Genomic DNA, 20,724 nt, shown 5'->3' on the forward strand with positions numbered 1-20,724 from the left:
TAAATTTCAAGCTGTATCGCGGTGGCAAAAGAAAAAGCCCCAGAACATAGAGAACTATGTGATTGAGGTGGGTGCAGCCAATAACGATGCAATTTGAAAGGTAAAAGGCAATGGTGTTTGATCGTTACAGATAATTATGGATAGCTATAACCATGTTGTGGTAATGGTTTGTTCCAGCCAGCCAAAACGCGCTATATTTATTGGCCACGGCCATTCGTTTATCAGTGCATCATAAACTTCAGGTTTAATATGAATATTGATTAAACCGTTTAATTCACTTAATTCCCCAGAACGTTGCAAAAATAAGTGCCTCACATCATTGACGCCCATTTTTTTCCAGGCTGGAAGTTGTACAAGTGTTTTTTCCAGCCATTGGTTGATGGCAATTTGTTGTTCTGGCTTTGGTGCAAGCCATAGCGCGTTATCATGGATGGATAATCCGCAAAGTACTTTATTGAGCGTCAAGCGCCATACCGGTATTTCCTCTTCGGCCCAAATCAGCCAATCAAGTAAACAGACAGCGATCCTTTGTGCTTCAAGGCTGACGAAGGTGTTTTTCTCCAATAAATCAAAAGATCGGAAAAATGCCGGCAATAACGGCCATAAAAGTATACAGCCGGCATTGCTGATGGATAAAACAGATTGTGCAGATGAAGTCTGAATTCCATTATTAGGCGGTATGGATAATATTTGCGTTGATAACGCGGGTCTTGGCAACGCTTTATTTTGTCGAATTGATGGCGCTTGTTTTACAACCTCCTTTATCAAACCGTCACGCGGCTGTAGCGTTTCTGATTGGTGATTGGGCTGTATGAGATGGCGTGTAAATAGCGCTCTTGCATCTTTTTGAATATGGGTATTGTTATCAATTTGTTTTAATTGATCGCATTTATTCTGGTGGATATTTACTGCGGATGTTTTCTTAATTTTAGTTTGTAGTGGACTTTCTATTAACGTATGGCATTTATTATTATTCAGTTGTAATGAATGGGCACTATTTTCTGCAATGCGGCTCGTTGGTCGCCCTTTGTCTAGAGTTCCCAGAGTGGCTGTTGTTTGCGCCCGGAAGTCATCATGGTCCGGTTTTAATGAACGGATGTGATTTTCTGCAATGCGGCTCGTTGGTCGCCCCTTGTCTTGAGTTCCCAGAGTGGCTGTTGTTTGCGCCCGGAAGTCATCATGGTCCGGTTTTAATGAACGGATGTGATTTTCTGCAATGCGGCTCGTTGGTCGCCCCTTGTCTTGAGTTCCCAGAGTGGCTGTTGTTTGCGCCCGGAAGTCATCATGGTCCGGTTTTAATGAACGGATGTGATTTTCTGCAATGCGGCTCGTTGGTCGCCCTTTGTCTAGAGTTCCCAGAGTGGCTGTTGTTTGTGCCCGGAAGTCATCATGGTCCGGTTTTAATGAATTAACGTAATTTTCAGCAATGTCTCTTTTCGATATCAGGTTATTCTGAATTCTTAATGATGGTTCTATTAGTATATGGGTTTCATTATTATCATGGATTAATGGGCTAATGTGATTTTCTGTAATACGATGTTCCGATATTAGTTTGTTTTTAATTTTTGAAATGACTTTTGAGTCTGTATTATTCTCTTGTTGTATCTTGTGTTCCAGATAATGCTTTGCTGATAAACTCAATTTTTCCGGTGTCATTTTTTCACTTGCGATTATTTGAGAATTTACAATCCCGGTTTTTTTTGTTGGTCCAGAAAATAAATTAAAAAGCATACTCAGCACATCGGGTTGGCAGATTTTAATTAGTCGATTTGTTTTTTCAGGGTGTAAACAGTATTTAGCTAACATGGTAAGCCATTGTTGTGGCCGGAGGTTTATTTTTTCGGTTAACCAATCACTGAATTCAGTACTTTTTATCTGCTGCCATAAAATAGGTAATTCCCGATCGCTGAGGTTTAAATAGTTATCGATGCTATCTAATATCAAACTTTCTGAATATAACGTGTTGCAGCTCTTTAAGTTATGTTTGGATACTGAGGAAATATCACTGATATCTCCGTTATCTTGCAAAGTGTACCTTTGTTGGTTGTACCCATTCGCCCTGCCCACATCGCTTTCTATCTCCTTATTCTCGATTTTCAAGGCGCTATTAGAGATTTTTGACTTTCCCGGAAAACCAACCCTTGATTGTTCAAACTGACTCCTGGCAAATTTGTTACTCCTCTGCGGCTCCGATGTGCCCCGAAGCCCGTCAGGTACAGCCCAAACTCTCCTTGCAGTAGTTAATTCATCATCAATGTGTTGTTTGATATTTTCTTTTAATTCGTTGGCTTTGTTTTTTAATTCTCTTTCCAGTCGCCAGATAAATTGTTGTTCAAAATTGTTGAGATCTATCTCACCAAGATTAAAAACTATTTTTCGTAATGAAGGGGCATTATCCTGATCTGGCCATTTTCCCACTTCATCATTAATTAGATAACGCAGTTTGGATTTAAATAAAGCAGAGCATTTTTCAGTTATTTTTTGACTGTCGTGTTTCTCTGTTTCGAGTGAAATCGATAATTTTTCAATGACACGACCGGCATTTTTTTTGTGATGTTTTTCCAAAACAGTTTTCCCTTTACATTTTCTCTATGAATATATTCAATGGGCGAAAAGAGCAACGCCCATTGTTAAAGAATTAACTCTTCATAATAAATGCCAATATGTAATAGGGCGGTATTATATCGACTTGATGTGTATGGGCAGGAAGAGTTGTCGATGCAGTATGGTCATGGCCTTCTGAACTTCCTACTGAACTTGTATAAGGCCACCAATGATTATAGTTAACCGATCTTATCCATGGCTCTTCTGTAGTATTATATATGATGCGATAATGGTTAAGATCTTTGTTATTAATTTCATCATTCAGATCATTATTTAATACCGCACTGTATCTTAAACCTGTATTTTCAGTGAAACCCCCGCCTTGTATGTGTTTATGTTTGGGGATTTGTTTTATGTTTAATTGGGTTTCATTAACCCTGACATCCATTTTTTTCGTAGAGTTTTCTTTGCTATTGACGATAAACGATTTGGCATTGCTTTGACCTGTAGCCGTTTTTCCATTTGTTCCGTCGATATTTGCAATCGTCCCGCCCATTATAAATTTATCAATCAGATTGGGCGTTCCCTTGGTACCATCACATAATAACCAGCCTTGCGGTATGGCTGAGCCTGAAAACATAACAATCATGCCTTTTGGCAATAACGTATTGGGATCGATAGTGACCTGATCATTGTCTATCTTGAGGCCATTACCCGTTTTGATCCGAATGCCTGACGAACTATTGCCGATTGCACCATCTGTGTGAAGGTGGACTTCTAAGCCATCACCCACCTTAATGCCCTTTCCGGCCTTAACTTTTATGCCGGCGCTATCCACTGTGATGCTTGAATCCGCTGATTCCGCTTCCAATGCCCCCTCTGAGTTGAATTTTATCCCGTTGCCCGGTTTTATGGCGATGCCATTACCATCAACAACCAAGCCTTTATTCGCGGCCACTTTTACCGCAACACTTTGAGAATAAACGGAAATGCCATGTCCCTGACCAACAGATATCCCATCACTTTTGTTCGTCAGGCCACGCCCCAGACTGACCGCTAAAATATCTTGGTCTAAGGTTAATGGGGAAGAATTATTGTGGTCAATTGTACCCATTTTTAAATTCAGCGTACCATCATCACCCAGCGTTAATCCTGTGCCGGGGCCGTTTTGTTGTGGTGCCAGGCCACAGGCTTTTCGGCCAACATCGGCAATATCAATTAATTGGCTGAAATCAATTTGTAACGGAATACTCCCTTCTTTAAACTTATTTTTTAATTTATCAGTTTCAGGCCCAACACCTTTTTCATTGGATAATGATTGTTGCTCTTGTATTTTTGCCGAATAAAGGATTTCTTTCATGATTAACTCCATTAAATATTTTTAATATAAAATTTTATTGGTGGGGTTTTTATTTTTGTTGTTTGGGGACATGGAACAAACTATTCTGTTTTATTTTTTCGACATTCCATTGGTCATTGTTCTTACCGACAACTTCCTCTCTCTGGCGAGGTGTGGCAATGATCATGGAGCCTATCCCGAGTAAAAGCGTCGGTAATTTACCTAATGTTAATTTTTCCAGAATGGAATAAGCCGCATCCCCTAATGGAGTCCCATTATTTTGCCAACGTTGATATGTATTGCCGAAATTAAAAAATGCCTCTTGATCCATCCAGTGAATAATCATGGAAATATGGGCAGGGAATTCGGTCAGCATCGTTTCTTTAATCCAGTTTTCCAGCTTATAGAGATCAACACCGGAAACTTTAATTAACTCGATGTTGACTACAACGCTAATCACAAATGAGAAACGGTCTGTCTTTTCATATTCTTCCCCTGAAAAATACCAACTGTATTCCCATGCTTCTTCCGGGGCCGGAAAGTTTAATGTGGAATGATCCTGACGTTCAATAATCAGGGTGCCTTTAATGCGGTCAAAGCTGACGACTTTTGCATACAATTTTTCGGCTTTATCAGCATATCCTTGTGTAGTGCTGGGTGTCGTACCGGGATTAGCACCGGGTGCAGCACTGGTTTCCCCTAATTTCTGGATCAGGGTAATTTCATTACCGACTGCAATCAGGGAAGGAAAGGGGGTTTGTGCTGTACGGGACAGACGCCGTTGGTTTTCAGGCAACGGATTTCCATTTTGCGATTGGTCACTATCGTAAGCTAAGCGATAGTCCATATCTTCCATCCAGACCCTGCTGTTTTGCCAAAACAATTTTTTTTCTTTGGCTGCAACCATGACCCGTTCCAGGTTGTATTCCAGTTGGGTACTATTCCCCACATCCAGCCAAAATTGATCCCCTTCGGTTTTGGTTATCATTTGGCTATATATTGTAAATTGGTTTTGGTTCTGCTCACCTTCATAGATGACTAAGTTAATCACTTGCCCTTGCGCCAGCCGGCCCTTAATGCCCGTTTGCTTAATGACTAAATAATGTTGATTGGTTTGATTCTCGTCTGTCACTGAATCGGGTTTTTGTTCTTTATCAAATTGATTGTTGGGTTTGATTGGCAGTAATGCACGATGCTCAATCAGATAAAAAGGCAGCTTACTCAGGTCAGGAGTGGGTTTGAACAATTCGCCGCCTAACCCCATGCGGGCCGCAATACGCTTTTGTAATGATGAAACCTGATCAATCTGAATGTTGGCACGGTGATAAGTCAATACCGGTTGTTGAGCCAGATAACCTTGTTGTATGGCGCGAAACTCATTGGTGTCAGCAGTAAAGGTTCGGGGGGCCAATTGGGTGCCAAAGTACCCGAGCAGATAATTGACAATATCCAACTCATGATTACTATCATGCGCCATTTGTTTGAGGCGTTCTTTTAATGCCGGAGCGTAATGTTTATGAGCATTATTGCTGACAGAATCCGGTTTGAATGGCCATTGATCGCCCCAAACTTCATCGCCTTCACGCTTAAAGGAGAGTAATTTGGGAAGCATGGCAATTTGTTGACAGCCGGAAGCCAAAATTTGTTCAAATGGCAGCATAAATTGATGAAGTGGCGACAGGCGTTGTTCATCCCCACTTTCAGATAAAGGCTGTTGTAATTCGTAGCAAGCGGGCAACGTATCACTGACGGGATAATAACGGCCTACATCGCGGTGTTTCCCGTAAGCGAGTATGACAGGTTGATTTTGGATCAGTGGACGGTCCGGTAAATTGTCTCGGATCTGGTTTTCATTGACCATAACGCGAAGCCCGCCTTTGGTGAACACCCGCAGTGGGCCATCATGTTGTGCCAATTGATGGAGCGGATCTTGTCCCCACAGACGGGGGTAATAACCTTTTTTAATTGACCATGACCAGCTGTCTTGGTTGATCGGTTCAATCAGGTTTTTGTCAGCGCTGTCATCCAGGCTCAGGCGGTTAACACTCTGAACGCCTTTAATTTCAAGCAGCTTATTAACCAGCCGGCTAAGGTTGAGTGTAAGCCGATTGGTATAATCACGCGCTGCCGGTAATTCACGTATCCAGCCATGTTTTAATTGTGGCCCTTCAAAGATTTCATCATTGCGCATGCCTGCATTTTGCAGTGCCTCAGTGGGATAACGCTGTGCCTCAGGCATCAGATATTGTTCTGCTGTACTATAGACGGCAGCAAAAATACCCGCGACATTTTGCACATCGTCATCCAATTCAACCTCCAGCAATAGCGGAAAATCCACCGGTTTTGCCCAGATAATCTGGCTGACCGATTCACCAATGTTGCGGTTTTTGGTTAAAAAATCGGTTAATTGTTGGGTAGCATGATTTAAATTTGCCTGAGTCCGACGGGTTGGCTCCAGATAAAGCCAGTAATTTCCCCGTAGCGTAAATTTTTTCGCATCCTGGCTACTGGCGAAGCTATATTCCCTTTTGGCGGCATCATACCAATAGGTATAACGTTGCGCTTCTGGCTCACGGACTAATTGCACGTTGCGGAACAGAAAATCCCCTTTGTCCTGCTCTGGTTTCGATTTTCCTTTTGTCCAGTCACTGCTGTGTAAATCCAGCAAGGCTTTTCGATAATCAGCGGTGGTGACAGGCCCACAAGTCAGTGTATTGTGAGGGCCGAATTCAACAGGGAAAATTCCGTCTTGTTGTTGCTGCTTATCGGGGGCAGGGGTCAGTAAGTCTGTCAAAGGAAGAGTGTGGCGGTAAGACAAGTCTGACACACCGTAGCTGAACCCTTCCAGAAGCGTTATGCCGGGATCATGTTCCGCCGTGTCACTCCAGAGCTTTCCTGCTTGTAGCTCAACGACCTGATGGGCCTGTTTCAGCAAGGTATCAAAGTGAATATTGTCTTTGACTTTGCGAAACAGTACATCTTGATTACTCATGGCGATTTCCTCAGTATTATAGTTTGTCAACTGTTTCCCCAGACTAAAATCAGCACTTCATTATCTTTGGCTTCTGCTGATATGGCGGAATCGCTGTCCTGAGCTATATCTGACCGATTCAGTATCAGGGAAATGACTCGCTCAACCAGCGGCTGCTGCTGAATGGTCGCCAGCAACTGATAATAATTAATGCTGTTATTCAACATAACGGGGCGTTGCTCATCGACACTCCAGGGCATATATGTCTCACTGAGTTGTTGTCGCAGCAGGCGATAGCCAAAATCCTCGTTGACATCTGCTCTGAAAATCACGTTGTAATTGATTTTTACATCGACGTATTTGGGGTTGCTGATTTCAATCTCAGCCCAGGGAGAACTTCTTTGCTGTAACCACCTTGCCATTTCTCGCAGGCGTGCCGGGTTCAGCACCGGACGCAAGGGATCATCGCTGTCGTTGTATCGGTTAGCGGGAATGATCGTCAGCTGTTGTTTTTCAAGCGCAGGGACTCGGGTGAGTTCATCATTGCCGGGATATTTGACATCAAAGATGCTGGCATAACGCTCTTTCAACAGTGCTGCCATATTGCCCCAGGTCAGTGCCCGGTTGCGGTGGGACAGGTGCTGTGCTTCCCGCTGAAAAAAGTCACTGTAGGATTCCTGTACACGTCCATTCCATGATGCCCATGGCTGGCTGATTGACGCGACCATCATGAGCGGCGCAACCGGGCGCTGAATAGTGCCTGCGGGCAATGGTGTCAAGAAATGGCTGTTGCTGATGCTATTGGTGTTCACCAGTGTTGCTGTCATCGCATTATAGTTCAGGCCGTATAACCAGGGTGTTTCCCCCCATGAACCTTTGGGGGTTGGCAGTGTGACGACGGCTTTTAACCAATAGTGCCCCGTTGGCATTTGGGTTGCCTGAGCGGAAGCATCCGCGGGCAGGACAACTTGCCAGATGCCATCTTGATACAGGTGTTGGGTTTCATCATTGACCCATGCATCCAATGCGATCCATTGATTTTTCTGATTCAGGTAATGCCAGGACACTTTTTCGGGTTGCTGCGGTGATTTCAATTTCCAATATAACGATAAGGTTTGTTCCGGCTCGACATCCGTGAAACCAAGGTACAATGTAGGATGTTCTTCCAGTGGCTCAAGATCAGGGCTATATCCAAAGGGAGTGAGGTAATATGCCTTGAATGAGGCTCCGGCGATATCCTGCACCTTAAGGTTTGTTATCGTGGGCAGCGGTGAGCTGTTTTTTCCCTGTAGCCTGAGTACAGGTTCATCGAAAACAAGATTATCCAAATCCTCTGGCGCGCGGCTTGCCGGCTCTTGTTCTGGCAGCGTCAGTATGATGTCCGTTCCTTTTCCTTTTGCATTCAGGGTCAGCCATTGGTTTCCGCCGCTGATTTGTGCCGTCAGATTTTGACTGTGAACCTCTTTTTCAAAGGTAACGGTTATCTCCCTTGTTCCTTCTTCCATTGCCAGATGTTTCGATGTGATTAACACACCACCCGGTACAGGTTGGTCTGAATCAGTTTTACCGAATAATCGTATTCCCTCAGAGGGCAATGATAACGGCATTTGTGAATCCCAGGGGGCAGAAGCTATCCACTTATGTTTTTCTTTTTTACGCAACCAGTACAATTTGCTGATATAGCCACGGTTCGCCAGCAAATTGGCGTCCAGTGCATATTGCAAGGCATTGCCTTGTTCATCTTGCCCGGCGTCAAATAAAGTACCTTTAGTGAGCCGCTGTTCTGTGACTGTGGTATTCAGCTCTATAGATAAGGCAACCTGATCAGGTTGTGCCAGGCGGGGGGATAATCCCAGCAACGCCCGATAATAGAGGTTGCGATGAGTTGCAGGTAAGGCATTAAATAAAGATACCGGTGTTTCCAATAATTGTAATATTGCCAATAGAAAAGCTTGATGGGGTAATAATTTTCCATTGGCTTCAGTTTTACCCTGATATAATTCGGCAAGTCTTTCTGGCGTATTATTTGCCATAAAGAAAAAATCATTCCAGTACTTACCGTCTTTATTAAAAGGCACTATTTTGGTGTATGCTTCAATATATTGGAGTAATTGCAAACTGGTTCGATTATCTAACTTAAAATCGCCCATTGGCACCAGTTCTGACAATTTTTTATTTAACTCATTGAGTTCCATGATATCTCCTGTGTGGCATAGCAATTCCCTGTGAATAAAAAATTATTCACACCATTTAATATTTATTTTTTTCAGAAAATACCTTAATTGACGGTGGCGAAATTTTGTTGGGGTATAAAAATACCTGAACCTAATGAAGGTGTCAGAATATCTGGCTGTGGCGGAATGACGGTATTATTCATGGCCGGAAACCTAGGCGTAAACATCGCCGTAAATTTTTTTCCCTTGATAATTAAAACAGCACCGCTGGTACACTGAAGAGCTTGTTGGCTGATATCCAGCAGACTGATGGTCAGGGTGCCAATCCCCGGTGTCATATGGGTTATTGTGGTATAAGTCGCAGAAACAGTAACCCGTTTCTCATCGCCTAAAATGCAAACTTTTTTACCGTTAATTTGTGCATGGCCCGTACCATTTATTTTGCCGGGAATGGTCACTCTCACTTGTCGATGCCCGAATTGGGGATCAAACTGAAGTATGTCACCGTCGGTTACAATAGGCCCACTCATAAAGCCTCCACTCTCTGGCCTTCATTCAGTGCCAGCGTGCCTTGGATCTGTTGCTGGATATCGCTTCCCCGCAGGCGATACATTACCCGTACTTGCAGGGTACTTTTATTCTTCGGCGATTGGCGAACCTGAATATCGGTAATATCCGCCCGTGATTCATAACGCAATACACTGTCATGAATGTGGGATTCCATTTCCGCAAATAATTCGTTGCGGATATTTTCAAACATAAAATCATTTAATCCGCAGCCGTAATTTTCGCGCATCAGGCGTTCTCCCGGCTCAGTTCTGAACAAAATGTGCAAACTCTGCCGCACATCTTCTGCGCCTTCTGCCATTTCCACCCCATTTTCAAGGGTAAAGGCAGGGGGAAAAGCCCAGCCACGACCATAGAGTTGTGTCAGTATTTGGTTTTCCATTGTTCACCTTTTACTGGGTAAGATTAATTTTTCTGCCTTTGATCTCAACACTGCTCTTGCCGGATATGTTGAGTGATTTATCCATTTCGGCATTCATGGTTTGCGCTTTCAGCGAGAATGCTTCTTTCGCTGTCAGTGAAATATCTTTATCCTGCCGGAGCATTACTTGGTTTTCTCCCGCACTGATTTGAATGATTTTTTCTTTGCCATGAATCATGATTTGTTGTTGCGATTCTCCCTTCTTCACCACCAGAACTTTTTCCTGATTATCCTGAGTGGGTTCTAAGGGCGCTTTATTTTTGGGATTGTGCATCGCTCCCAGAATAACCGGATAACGGGGATCATGTTCAAAAAAACCGATAATCACTTCGTCGCCGGGTTCAGGATAAAAACAAAAACCGCTTTCGTGGCTGGCGTAAGGTTTCCCCAATCTGGCCCACAGGAATTCATTCGGACGATTCAGTACCGGCAGAATAATCGGGATGCGATTGAGAGCCGCTTTGTCCTGCTGATACTTTGCGACTGTCGCAATGTGCAGTTCGGTGGCATCCGGCAGCATTGGCAGATATTCTTGCGGCAATCCAATGCTCACAGTCGTTTCCCAATCAATCTGTCGGTTAAAATGCTGGCGAACCGCCGTAATCTTTGCCGTGCCATCCAATTGTGAACCGAAACCCGTCAATTGAATGTTGTCTCCTGGCTGATAACGTCCGCTTCCTTTGAGCAGGAACTCGCCGGTCACACTGGAAATGCGCTGATTCAGCAATAGCCCCTGTGCCAGATAGCCGCTTTCTTGGGGAGATAGCGGGCTGCTGTAACGAATGTCCCAGTTTGTTTTATTTAAAGATCCTAACCTGTCAGGGGAGAGGGCCGCTTCGCCCATGGCAATGCTGTTGTGGCGACCGCCTGATAATTCTTGTTGCTTATTGATATCCCAGCTACTGATTTCCAGTGAAGCAGGATGAAGATGGTTATCAAATTGCCAGCTGGCATCTTTGACGAGGATATCTTTTTCTTCATCTCCCCGGCTTTTCAGGCTATGGGTTGGTTTGGATTTCAGCGTGTTAGGCTGGACAAGGTGAGCGCCTTCTATTGTGGGCAGCAGCCAGACACCAGTTGCAGATAGCCGGCACAACAGAAAACGCCAGTCTGAACAACGAAATTGCACCATCTGTTCATGCTTTTGTTCCAATGCGGCTATTGGCTCAAAACGCGCCTTGATGCCTGACTGACCCAACAACGTGTTCAGAATGCTTTTTTCGTTGCTGTCCTTAAACAGTTGTGAGTGTTGCGTATCGGCCATCAGTTGCAATCTATGCCGGACAATTAAAGTAAGCAGCAGTTGCTTGTTTTTTATCTTCAATGAATTACGGGTAATTTGGCCGTTAAACAGTACGGATTTCTGGCCGTTATCAATCAATTCCAGCAGCAGGGATTTTCCTGTCTGACATTGAGCCAGTTCTGCCTGTATATCTGGCTGGCTGAAAGAGGAATGTGGCCTGTCCGGCAGGCAGAGTTTCAGGGTTGCAGAAGGAATGCCGTTAACCCGGAAGTGGGTTTCGGCATCAACGACAGCCAGTAGGGACAGGGCCTTACCGTCGGCAATGATGTTCAGTTGATGGTTCATCAGGCATCCCCTCTGGTGGCCTGCAATATCTGGCCCGGTGCAAACCCGTTCAGGTTATCCAAACCGTTTTGCGAGGCCAGCGTCAGGTAATCAACACCCCCAGACAGGGTTGATGCCGTGCTGGCGGCCATCAGGGCCAGTGAAACGCCATCCTGTACCCGCAAGGCGATTTGCGCGGGGGATTTCAGGTTTTGCTCTGTTTCCTGTATGACCAGACTTTCATCTGCCACCATTGTCAGGATGACCCGTGCCCGCAAAGGGGTGGCATCACGATCAAACAAGGTGTAATTCACCGACAGCCCTTTTACCCGGCCGGAAAAATAGCCACGGTTTTCCCAACGCATTTTTCCCCATTTGACTTGCAGGAATCGCGTTTCATAACTGGTGGCATCCACGCTGCACAATTGCTTGAGTTGCATTAATTGTGTTTCAACTGGAATTTTATTGTCCGGCATTGTGGCATCAAAAATCAGTTCAAGAGATAACCCTGCGGGCTTGGCCTGCACATAAATGCTGCTCTGTTTTTCGTTATTGATTGCCAGAGATTGCTGGTAATCCGTTTGGTAATCCAATTGCAGGGAATCAGGGTTATACATGGCTTGGATCGTGCCGGCCTGTATTTTTCCTTCCCTGTCTTTGTAGGCGTTAATCGTCAGTTTTGCTAAACCACGTTCAATTAAACTCATGGACGCCACCCTTCCTCATCGCGCAATGCTGCCAGCACTTCGCGTTTAATTTTTTCAACCAAGACCGCCTCATCCAGACTTTCCTGAATCAACGAATGGCTTTGTTGGGCCGGGCCTGTTGGCTGTGCGGATGAAATCACTTTTGCCTGAATAATTAATTCTCTGATTTCAATGGTCATACTTTAACTCCCAGCCAGCACATATCCTGATAGCGCAATTCTAGGGTATTCACCAGAATGGCATTACTGTTTGCATCAAAATCGCTGGTTTGCCAGCGCACCGGCAGGGCATTGCTCAACGTCCAGCTGGACAAGGGGAGTGAATGTTCGTTTAACAGCATAATCACCACATCCGCATAGACAATTTTTTCACCGCGCAATACCCGGTCAAAGGTCAGGGTCAGGGGAGAAACCGTCATCACACCACGTTCCAGTGTTAATGTGCCGTGTTGGATCTTTTCGGCCAGATAGTCATTGCGGGCGTTTTCACCGCCCTGGCTGTGCTGGGTGACCTGAAGCTCCCGACTCAGGCCGGAAATGCGTTGAAAACGGATATCCAGCGGATTGGGAATGCCATTAAAAATAAAACTCGCCATAAAACGGTGGGATACCACGGGAGTGTAAAAATCGTTCATTGTGCTCTTTCCTTTTTAAGATAAAAGCGCGCCCGTTCGGGTATCAAATACCAGGCTGATCTCGATGAATTCAACGGGAGACAATACGGCCAGGGCAACCTTCATGATCATTTTCCCGGCCCGGATATCTTCTTCCGTCATTGTTTCATTCACACCCAGCAGTACAGTAAATGCCTCATCTTCCTGTGAACCGTATAAGCCTCCTTGCAGCCATAATTGCCGTAGCCAGTTATAACTTTGCCCCTTGCATTTCATCCATGTCAGTTCGTTATTGGGCTCAAAGATGTACATGCGGGCCAATTGCGCCAAATGCACGGTGACATAAGAAACCAAGCGGCGGGTTTGCAGGTAGCGCCATGGTGTGTTATCCGTGTTTTCCAGCGTACGGCATCCCCATACGCGTATGCCTTTGCCGGGGAAAGTGCGGATCACGTTCAGAGACGTTTCGTTTGTGTTAAACAGCCCATTTCCCTGAAGATACGACTTAACAGGCCGGATAACCTGAGACAGGGCAATATTGGCGGGTGCTTTCCAGATACCCGCTTCGTTATCCGTGTGCTGGATAAGTGCTGCAACAGCCGCGGTGGGGGAAAGCACCCTGTTTTGGGGGCTGGGAATATCCTGATAAGTTGTTTCCAGACGTGGCCAATAGGCCGCTCCCCACTGGCGATAGGGTGACGAGAGATTTTGCAGGCATTGTTTTGCTTGCCCAATGTCATCCGGTGCGTCCAGCAGCACAAACAAATTAGCGCGGATCTGGCTGAGTCGCAGCAGGGTACTCCAACCTTCAGACCATAAATTGACTGAAATTTGTCCGTCATCGTCATCCATCACACTGTCATTCAGCCGGGCGATATCCGGTGCCAAAATCAGGGTAATCCGGGACTCTCCGTCAATGGCTTCCTGTACCGTACCGGCACTTAATGCGGCCATCAGGGCTTCCGCTTCCGTTTCGGTGATGTTTGCTGAAGGCAGATTTCCTTGCAATGGCAAAATAAAAGCCGGTTGCCCGCCATTATCGAAATAGTGCCTGATAGCCAATGCCATCAAATGATTGTCGCCAAATAGACGGGTATATTCCGCCAGATTGCCGACACGGACCGGGGTTTTCACTTGTTGTTGATGACGGGCGGTATAACCGATAAATACCGGTACTGCGCTGGGGATTTCCTGATGCCCCATGCTGATGATACTTTCTGTCAGGGTTACGCCCGGTTGAATGATTTTCATCATCATCTCCTTTTTTTGGGTGAGATAGGCACTGTGTTAGCTGTGAATACAGCTAACACAGTGCCTTGTGTTTAATCACGGAGATTACCGGGAGACATCCTGCGTAAATTGCAGAACGATAAATTCAGCCGGCCGGACCGCTGACAGGCCAACTTTCATGATCATTTTGCCTTGTTTGATATCCGTATCAGACATGGTGATATCCTGACCAATATGAACAAAATAGGCTTCTTCGGGAGTATTCCCCATCAGGGCATTTTTTTGCCAGAGGGCATAAAGATAGTGCTCAACCGCAGCTTTGGCGCGCATCCAGGTCGGTTGATGATTGGTTTCGAATAACACGGCACGCAGCGCCTGACGGATGTCGCGTTCAACGGAATTGAACAGACGGCGGACAGGAATGTAGCGCCAATTGGGATCATTCACTTCTGCACAAGTGCGTGCTCCCCAAACCATGATGCCACGATCCGTAAATGCTCGGATGACATTAATGCCCTTATCATTCATATGGCCTTGCCGCTCATCATCAACTTTATCAGCCACGCCTTTTATGCCACTCAGTGCAACGTTTGCGGGGGCTTTCCAGACACCGCGCTGGTTGTCTGTCTGGCAATAAATTCCAGCAATGGCAGCGCTGGGCGGAAGCGTGAGCGGGTGTTCTTGCTCCTGTTGCAATCCGGCATCAATATTTTGTGCCAGTGTTTCATTTTTTTTCCTGAGTTCAGCCAGATTTTTCAGTTTATCCTTGCCGGATTCATCCTCATACCCACTGATAAAAACGTGCTTGTCATCAGGCAAGGCAGATACTGTCAGATGAGTTTCCAGTTGAGGATAATAGGCGGCAATCTTGGTGCGGACTCCCGAACTTGGTATTGATTCACCATCAGGGCTATCGGCAATCAGAAAATAGCCCACTTTGTTATCATTCAGCAGTGAACTGACGGCATCATAAACTTTGTTTTTGTAGTCCCATTCGGCTTCCGGGCAAATCAGCAGGGTGATATCCCCTTTTTGCTCAATGAGTTCAGGAATGGCGGCCAGGGCCACATTGTCATTAATATTGTTCAGTGGATAGATATAACAGGCCCCACCCCCGTTTTGGAAATAGAGCCTTAAGGCTTCTACAGACAGAGATTGATTGATTCGCTCAATATTGTGGAGCCATTTTTGGGTTTCCCCTTCAGGAGAGAGGCTTGATTTGATAACAATGTCTGTCACGGGAGCCAAAGAAAAAGCAGACGTAAATTCAAGCCAATTACTGATACGAATACAGGTTTGGGTTGGCTCTGCGGTGTTGGGCGTGAATTTACCGATAAAAACAGGCACGGCAGTGGGACTATTGCTGACAGATAATGCAAGGGAAGCATTTTCTTCAATATAAACGCCGGGCGTTTTCAGATTAGCAGGCATAATAATTCCTCATCAATCAATGAGATTAACGCTGTTCTACATCTTGCGTAAATTGGAGGATGATAAATTCCGCAGGCCGTACAGCCGCAAGACCGATTTTGACTATCATTTTCCCCTGATTAATTTGGTCTGGCGTCATCGTAATTCCTTTGCCAATCTGCACAAAATAGGCTTCTTCTTCCTTGCTGCCGGCCAATCCGCCTTGCTGCCACAGATCATGGAGGTAATTACTGATGGCCGCCCTGACACGTTCCCAGGTTGGTTGGTTGTTAGGCTCAAACATGGCAAAGCTCATGGCACGCTTAACATCCCGTTCGACAGTATTGAACAGGCGGCGCACAGGGATATAACGCCAGTTATCATTGTCTTCCAGCGTCCTTGCTCCCCAAACAGTCGTGCCGGTATTACTGAAATTCCGAATCATATTGATGGCACGTTTGGTGTTATAGACCCCCTGAACTTCATCCGTGACCAAAAATACAGGCTCCAGTCCGCCTTTTAATGCAATATTGGCAGGCGCTTTCCATACCCCACGGGACAGATCGACGGAAGCATAAACACCGGCCATGACCGCACTCGGTGGAATGGGGGTTTTTGCCCAATCCGCTTTCAGCCATGGATAGTAAACGGCCGCAAAGGCGGTGGAGTCATACTTGCCCTGAATGGTTTCGGCATTCGTGATAGTCAGTGCTTCTTCAGGGCCATCAAAGATGGCGAACAATCCTTTTCCCGGCCGGCATAAAGTTGCCGTTGCGGTTTTAATATCTTCGCCCGCAGCAACCAGCAAAGTGACATCATCCAAGGCCGGGATCACTTTTTCCAGATTACTGGTTTTGACGAGGTAGCAGTAACCGCCGCCATTGGTAAAATAAGCCCGCAGAGAAACGGCCAATTTATCGGTGGCATCAAAATTGTTTGATACCTTGTTAAGGTATTCCATCCAGGAATTAATGCGGAAGACCATTTGTTCGGTAAAAATATTATTTTTCTCATTTACAGCGAAAACAGGCACAGCGGTGGCGTTATTGGAAAGAGATAATGCCAGGCTATTTAATTCTTCAATATAAACGCCGGGATAACTGGTAACGGTTGTCATAAAAAAGCCCTTATACAAAATGATTAATTATCAATGTTTCAAATAGCCTGCATAATGACACGATCGGCCGCCAGCGTAATTTCCTGAACGGCAATATCATTGCTGGTGGCATCAAAGGAAGGTGATGTCAAAGATGTCGGGAAAGCATTGGCGACATTCCAGGTCATTAATAATTCAGTGCCGGCATCGTTGGTTAAACTAATCGTGATATCTTTTTTCTCAACCTGATTAAGCTGGATGGAATTAATCCAGTCAAATAATTCTGTTTTGCCCGGAAAAACCCCTTTGCGCAGGGTAATGTTAATAGGTTGGTGCTGACCTGGCATTTTGAACCAATTACCAATGCCATCACGATATTCAATGGTTTCATAATTAATATCCAATCCTGAAACATTATTGAATGGAATATTCTCACCTCCAATGGAAACAACGAAACGATAGGAGGGAATAGGATATTCAACAGCGATCTGAGACGTGCTTGTAGACATAATAGCCTCTCTTTAAATAAAAGTTAGTTATGGTTGGTGAAATTAAATGAGGTTTTAAAAAGAATATATTGAGATAAAGCTACCGCCACAAAATGAAAGTAAACTTTCTTTTGAAAAATTTTATGCGGCTATGTTGGTTTTATATCGGTATCGATCGTGCCGAAAAATTCATAATGTGTACATTGCCAATAATGCAAATTGCTTTTTATGCAATTTCATTTCCCTGGAAATAAAAATGTTTTGAGAATGGCTTAATGACACGCAAGGTGTATTAAAAATGATTCAATAGATAATTTAATGTGAAATAGAAATAGTGGAGGGAAGGCTGAATAAAAAATGCCTGAATAAGTATTGGATGGTTAACTGATTTTGGGAACATGGATAACCATATAGTTTGTTAATGGGGTTGGTGGATCGCATGATGTTGAGCAGCCTGATAATCTGATGAAACCCCGCTTACGATCTCTGCGCTTGCTATCATCTGAACGTTAAGTGGGTGTGATTCGTTTCTTATCAGCCTCTCCCAAGGTGTTCATAAGACCCGGGCATTCCTTTTCAGGTTGAGAAATTTATGCGGGTTAACTAACCCATATGACGCTAATCAGTATATTTTATATTCAACCAAGGTTTAATTCATTTCCGAAAATATATTTTTATTATAAATTTCACATTTGTTGTTTTAATGAGTTTTTTTATTATATGCAATATTCAAATTTTAAATTACAGTCAAAAGCATAAAATAATAGCTGTAATAAAATTTCTTCTTGAAATCCACAGGGTGGGAGGCGTAACTTTTTTTACTGATAAGATTCGCCTCTATTTGGAAATGTCGAATTAATTTACATAGGTTAAATTAATAACTATGAATCTAAAGGCAAAGCATATTTGGCTATGCCTGCAATAATTAATCTCTCTTTTGTTATTTGTAATATAAATTAAATTTTACAATTGCGCTACATTTGGTATATGGGTTTCTGTTATTCCCAATAACTCAGATGGTAAAATAAATGTTATTAAAATGTTATTTTTGGGGCTTATTTGTTTGGAGAAAAAGAATGATGAAATAGAGTGGTTTTACTGTGAATTAATCATAACTGATTAAAATTTTTTTGTATGAATTTCCATTTTCATCACAATGAATGGGGTTTAATGCGTATGAAATAACCATCATTCATATTAAATGTTCTTATTTTCAATAACTAAATGGAATTAATACTCATAATGGAAAATTTATCATGAATAATAAATTGGGCATGTTTATAAGGAAATATAATGAATAATTTTAACGAGACACGCGTAGGCAATGTATTAGCGGGTTGGAATCATTTATCTGTTATCGGGCCAATACAAATTCAAAATGCTTCTGGTGCCCGAATACAGCTCCCATCAGGTGAATGGTACGATGATTATATTATGGGATGGGGCTCCTGTTTCCTGGGCCACGATAGTACCGTTATCCGAAATGCTATTACTGATGCACTGTCACGTGGTTTTCTTCAGCAATATGAAACTGAAAAACATCAATTATTAAGTGAGCGATTTTGTGCTGCCATTCCGTGCGCTGAGAAATTGCGCCTCGTCAATTCAGGGCTGGAAGCCACGATGTATGCAACCCGGATAGCCCGGGCCGTTACAGGCAAACGCATTATTTTCAAATTTGAAGGCCACTTTCATGGCTTAAATGACACCCTGACATGGAACATCGATTCTTCTCCGCGAAGTGGTTCAATCTGCTCAAGTGGTGAACTGGAACGCATTGAAGGAACTGTCGGCATTCCTCCTGAGCTGGGCCAACTTACCGTTCCTTTGCCATGGAACGACCTGAATGCAGTGCAAAAGGCATTTGATGCTTATTCTGGTGATGTTGCGGGGATCATTCTGGAACCAGTGGCGCTGAATATCGGCTGCATTAAGCCGGATGACGGATTTCTGCAAAATCTGCGGGCGCTCGCGACAAAACATGGGGCATTGTTGATTTTTGATGAAGTATTAACGGGATTTAGGGCAAATATTGGCGGAGCCCAGAAAGACTATGGCGTTATTCCCGATATTGCAACGTACGGCAAGGCATTTGGTGGTGGAATGCCGATTGCGGGGATCGCAGGTAAAGCTGAGTACATGGATGTGATTTCACCACGTGGGCCATTACAGATAAGTGGCACAAATACAGGCAGGTACTTGTCTGTTTCTGCTGCCTTGGCCGTAATTGAGCATTTAGAAGAGGGGGTTGCTTACCAGCATGTAGCCCGTTTGGAAAGCCAACTGATAAAAAATCTGGGGGAAATATTTCATCACCATCACATTCCGTGCCATATCGATAGCTATGGTGGCCGGGTGGGTGTCCATATCGGGACATCAGTGCGCCCAAGGACCATGAAAGATATTGAACAAACCTATCCTGTTAAATTCGCCCATAAATTGTTCCGTATGTTGTCAACAGAATATGGCTTATACGGCTTTTTATTACCTCTGACTTATTGTCCGGAACCCGTGACACTGTCTGCCCTGCACACTGCCGGGATGATAGACAGTGCGTGCGATCGTCTGGACTCCGCCCTGAGCAGGTTGGAATACCATGATAATAAAAGATACATGCATGACGCTTATCCGGCGCTTTAATGCCTCTGATATGGAAGCACTCCTCAAACTTATTTCACAAATTGAGTCTATAGATGATCTTGTTCAGCCTGCACGCATTCAGCTGATGCGTGAGCTGGAAACTCCCCACGATGAAGAGGCACGCTTCGTTGCCATTGAAGGGGATACGGTCATCGGAACAATGGGATGCGGCCCTGGTGCAATACCTTCAAAGCATGCTCTCTGGGCTGATTGGTTGGTTGTTGACCAACGTTATCGCCGGTGCGGCATCGCTTCTTTGCTCTATGACGAAATTGAGGCATTTGCGTTAAGTCTCGATAAAAAATATTTGTGTCTGGATATCGGCAATATTGACAAAGAACGTGCTGCGTATCGGTTCCATCTTCGCAACGGGTTTCAGATAGTCGGGCAACTCCCTGATTATTGGGGCAAGTCCGAGCACCTGAACATAATGGCAAAACACCTTATATCATAGGAGGCGCTGTATGGCTGTTCTCAACAGTATTACTGAGTTGGAAGACCTTGCCAAAGACTACCGGGCAAGTGGCCTGACAATTGGGCTGTGTCACGGATGTTTTGATATTGTCCATATTGGGCATATTCATCATTTTCAACGGGCCAGTTTACTCGTTGATCGTCTTTTCGTATCCGTTACCGCGGATAAGTATGTCAATAAAGGCACTGATCGGCCTATTTTTCCTGATAGCCACCGTGCCAAATTCATTTCATCAATCCGGTATTGTCACCATGTCATCGTGAACCACACCCCGACAGCTGAATTTATGCTCTCGACGCTCCGCCCCGATATTTTTTTCAAGGGGGCAGATTACGGAGTGAGTACAGATCCAAGATTGCAGGCAGAAAGGGCGCTGGTTGAAAGCCATGGGGGAAAGATCGTTTTCACTGATGATTGTGTGATGGACTCGACATCGCGGATTGCAAAAATACTTATGCACGACAGCATATGAACAGTGGGGG

General features: G+C 44.5%; 17 protein-coding genes. 3 read left to right on the forward strand and 14 right to left on the reverse strand.

All coding sequences use genetic code 11. The annotated features are described in order from the left end of the window. Positions 1-144 precede the first annotated feature (144 nt). From Xsze_RS09465 to Xsze_RS09530, 14 genes are all read right to left on the reverse strand, one after another. Complete coding sequence (locus Xsze_RS09465; protein WP_099139116.1) at positions 145-2,565, reverse strand: contractile injection system tape measure protein; 2,421 nt, start codon at positions 2,563-2,565, stop codon at positions 145-147. Positions 2,566-2,638: 73 nt separating this feature from the next. Continuing rightward, positions 2,639-3,904, reverse strand: a complete 1,266-nt coding sequence (locus Xsze_RS09470; protein ID WP_051462502.1) for a tail fiber protein — start codon at positions 3,902-3,904, stop codon at positions 2,639-2,641. 49 nt (positions 3,905-3,953) lie between these two features. Next, positions 3,954-6,875 carry a hypothetical protein gene (locus Xsze_RS09475; protein ID WP_038240600.1) on the reverse strand — a complete coding sequence of 974 codons (2,922 nt, stop codon included), beginning with the start codon at positions 6,873-6,875 and terminating at the stop codon, positions 3,954-3,956. Between the two features lie 26 nt (positions 6,876-6,901). Beyond that, a complete protein-coding gene (locus Xsze_RS09480) occupies positions 6,902-9,049 on the reverse strand; it encodes a baseplate J/gp47 family protein (RefSeq protein WP_038240599.1) in 2,148 nt (715 codons plus the stop codon). An 83-nt stretch (positions 9,050-9,132) separates the two neighbouring features. After that, positions 9,133-9,558: a hypothetical protein gene (locus tag Xsze_RS09485; RefSeq protein ID WP_038240598.1), complete on the reverse strand. Its 426-nt coding sequence runs from the start codon at positions 9,556-9,558 to the stop codon at positions 9,133-9,135. Continuing rightward, complete coding sequence (locus Xsze_RS09490) at positions 9,555-9,977, reverse strand: GPW/gp25 family protein (protein ID WP_038240597.1); 423 nt, start codon at positions 9,975-9,977, stop codon at positions 9,555-9,557. The genes Xsze_RS09485 and Xsze_RS09490 overlap by 4 nt, the downstream gene beginning before the upstream one ends. A gap of 10 nt (positions 9,978-9,987) precedes the next feature. Continuing rightward, the gene (locus tag Xsze_RS09495; protein ID WP_038240596.1) at positions 9,988-11,604 is read right to left on the reverse strand and encodes a phage baseplate assembly protein V; all 1,617 of its coding nucleotides are present in this window, start codon (positions 11,602-11,604) and stop codon (positions 9,988-9,990) included. Beyond that, a complete protein-coding gene (locus Xsze_RS09500; RefSeq protein WP_038240595.1) occupies positions 11,604-12,290 on the reverse strand; it encodes a CIS tube protein in 687 nt (228 codons plus the stop codon). Before Xsze_RS09500 ends, Xsze_RS09495 begins: the two co-directional genes overlap by 1 nt. Beyond that, on the reverse strand, positions 12,287-12,469 hold the full coding sequence (locus Xsze_RS09505) for a DUF5908 family protein (RefSeq protein WP_038240594.1): 183 nt from the start codon (positions 12,467-12,469) through the stop codon (positions 12,287-12,289). The genes Xsze_RS09500 and Xsze_RS09505 overlap by 4 nt, the downstream gene beginning before the upstream one ends. Continuing rightward, positions 12,466-12,924, reverse strand: a complete 459-nt coding sequence (locus Xsze_RS09510) for a phage tail protein (RefSeq protein WP_038240593.1) — start codon at positions 12,922-12,924, stop codon at positions 12,466-12,468. Before Xsze_RS09510 ends, Xsze_RS09505 begins: the two co-directional genes overlap by 4 nt. A gap of 15 nt (positions 12,925-12,939) precedes the next feature. Then, entirely contained in the window at positions 12,940-14,154 is a 1,215-nt protein-coding gene (locus tag Xsze_RS09515; RefSeq protein ID WP_038240592.1) for a phage tail sheath C-terminal domain-containing protein, read from the reverse strand. A gap of 84 nt (positions 14,155-14,238) precedes the next feature. Then, positions 14,239-15,564, reverse strand: coding sequence for a phage tail sheath family protein (locus Xsze_RS09520; RefSeq protein WP_038240591.1), 1,326 nt, complete (start codon positions 15,562-15,564; stop codon positions 14,239-14,241). A gap of 25 nt (positions 15,565-15,589) precedes the next feature. After that, the gene (locus Xsze_RS09525; protein WP_038240590.1) at positions 15,590-16,660 is read right to left on the reverse strand and encodes a phage tail sheath family protein; all 1,071 of its coding nucleotides are present in this window, start codon (positions 16,658-16,660) and stop codon (positions 15,590-15,592) included. Positions 16,661-16,698: 38 nt separating this feature from the next. Continuing rightward, on the reverse strand, positions 16,699-17,148 hold the full coding sequence (locus tag Xsze_RS09530) for a phage tail protein (RefSeq protein ID WP_038240589.1): 450 nt from the start codon (positions 17,146-17,148) through the stop codon (positions 16,699-16,701). Positions 17,149-18,420: 1,272 nt separating this feature from the next. On the opposite strand from Xsze_RS09530, the gene Xsze_RS09535 reads away from it, so the two are divergent. Genes Xsze_RS09535 through Xsze_RS09545 form a run of 3 tightly spaced genes read left to right on the forward strand, consistent with a single transcriptional unit; the run spans position 18,421 to position 20,714 of the window. Continuing rightward, on the forward strand, positions 18,421-19,767 hold the full coding sequence (locus tag Xsze_RS09535) for an aspartate aminotransferase family protein (RefSeq protein ID WP_051462501.1): 1,347 nt from the start codon (positions 18,421-18,423) through the stop codon (positions 19,765-19,767). After that, complete coding sequence (locus tag Xsze_RS09540) at positions 19,745-20,221, forward strand: GNAT family N-acetyltransferase (RefSeq protein ID WP_051462500.1); 477 nt, start codon at positions 19,745-19,747, stop codon at positions 20,219-20,221. The genes Xsze_RS09535 and Xsze_RS09540 overlap by 23 nt, the downstream gene beginning before the upstream one ends. Before the next feature lie 10 nt (positions 20,222-20,231). Continuing rightward, positions 20,232-20,714: an adenylyltransferase/cytidyltransferase family protein gene (locus tag Xsze_RS09545; protein WP_051462499.1), complete on the forward strand. Its 483-nt coding sequence runs from the start codon at positions 20,232-20,234 to the stop codon at positions 20,712-20,714. Positions 20,715-20,724: the final 10 nt, after the last annotated feature.

Origin of the sequence: Xenorhabdus szentirmaii DSM 16338, assembly GCF_002632585.1 — a bacterium.
GTDB classification, from domain to species: Bacteria; Pseudomonadota; Gammaproteobacteria; order Enterobacterales; family Enterobacteriaceae; genus Xenorhabdus; species Xenorhabdus szentirmaii.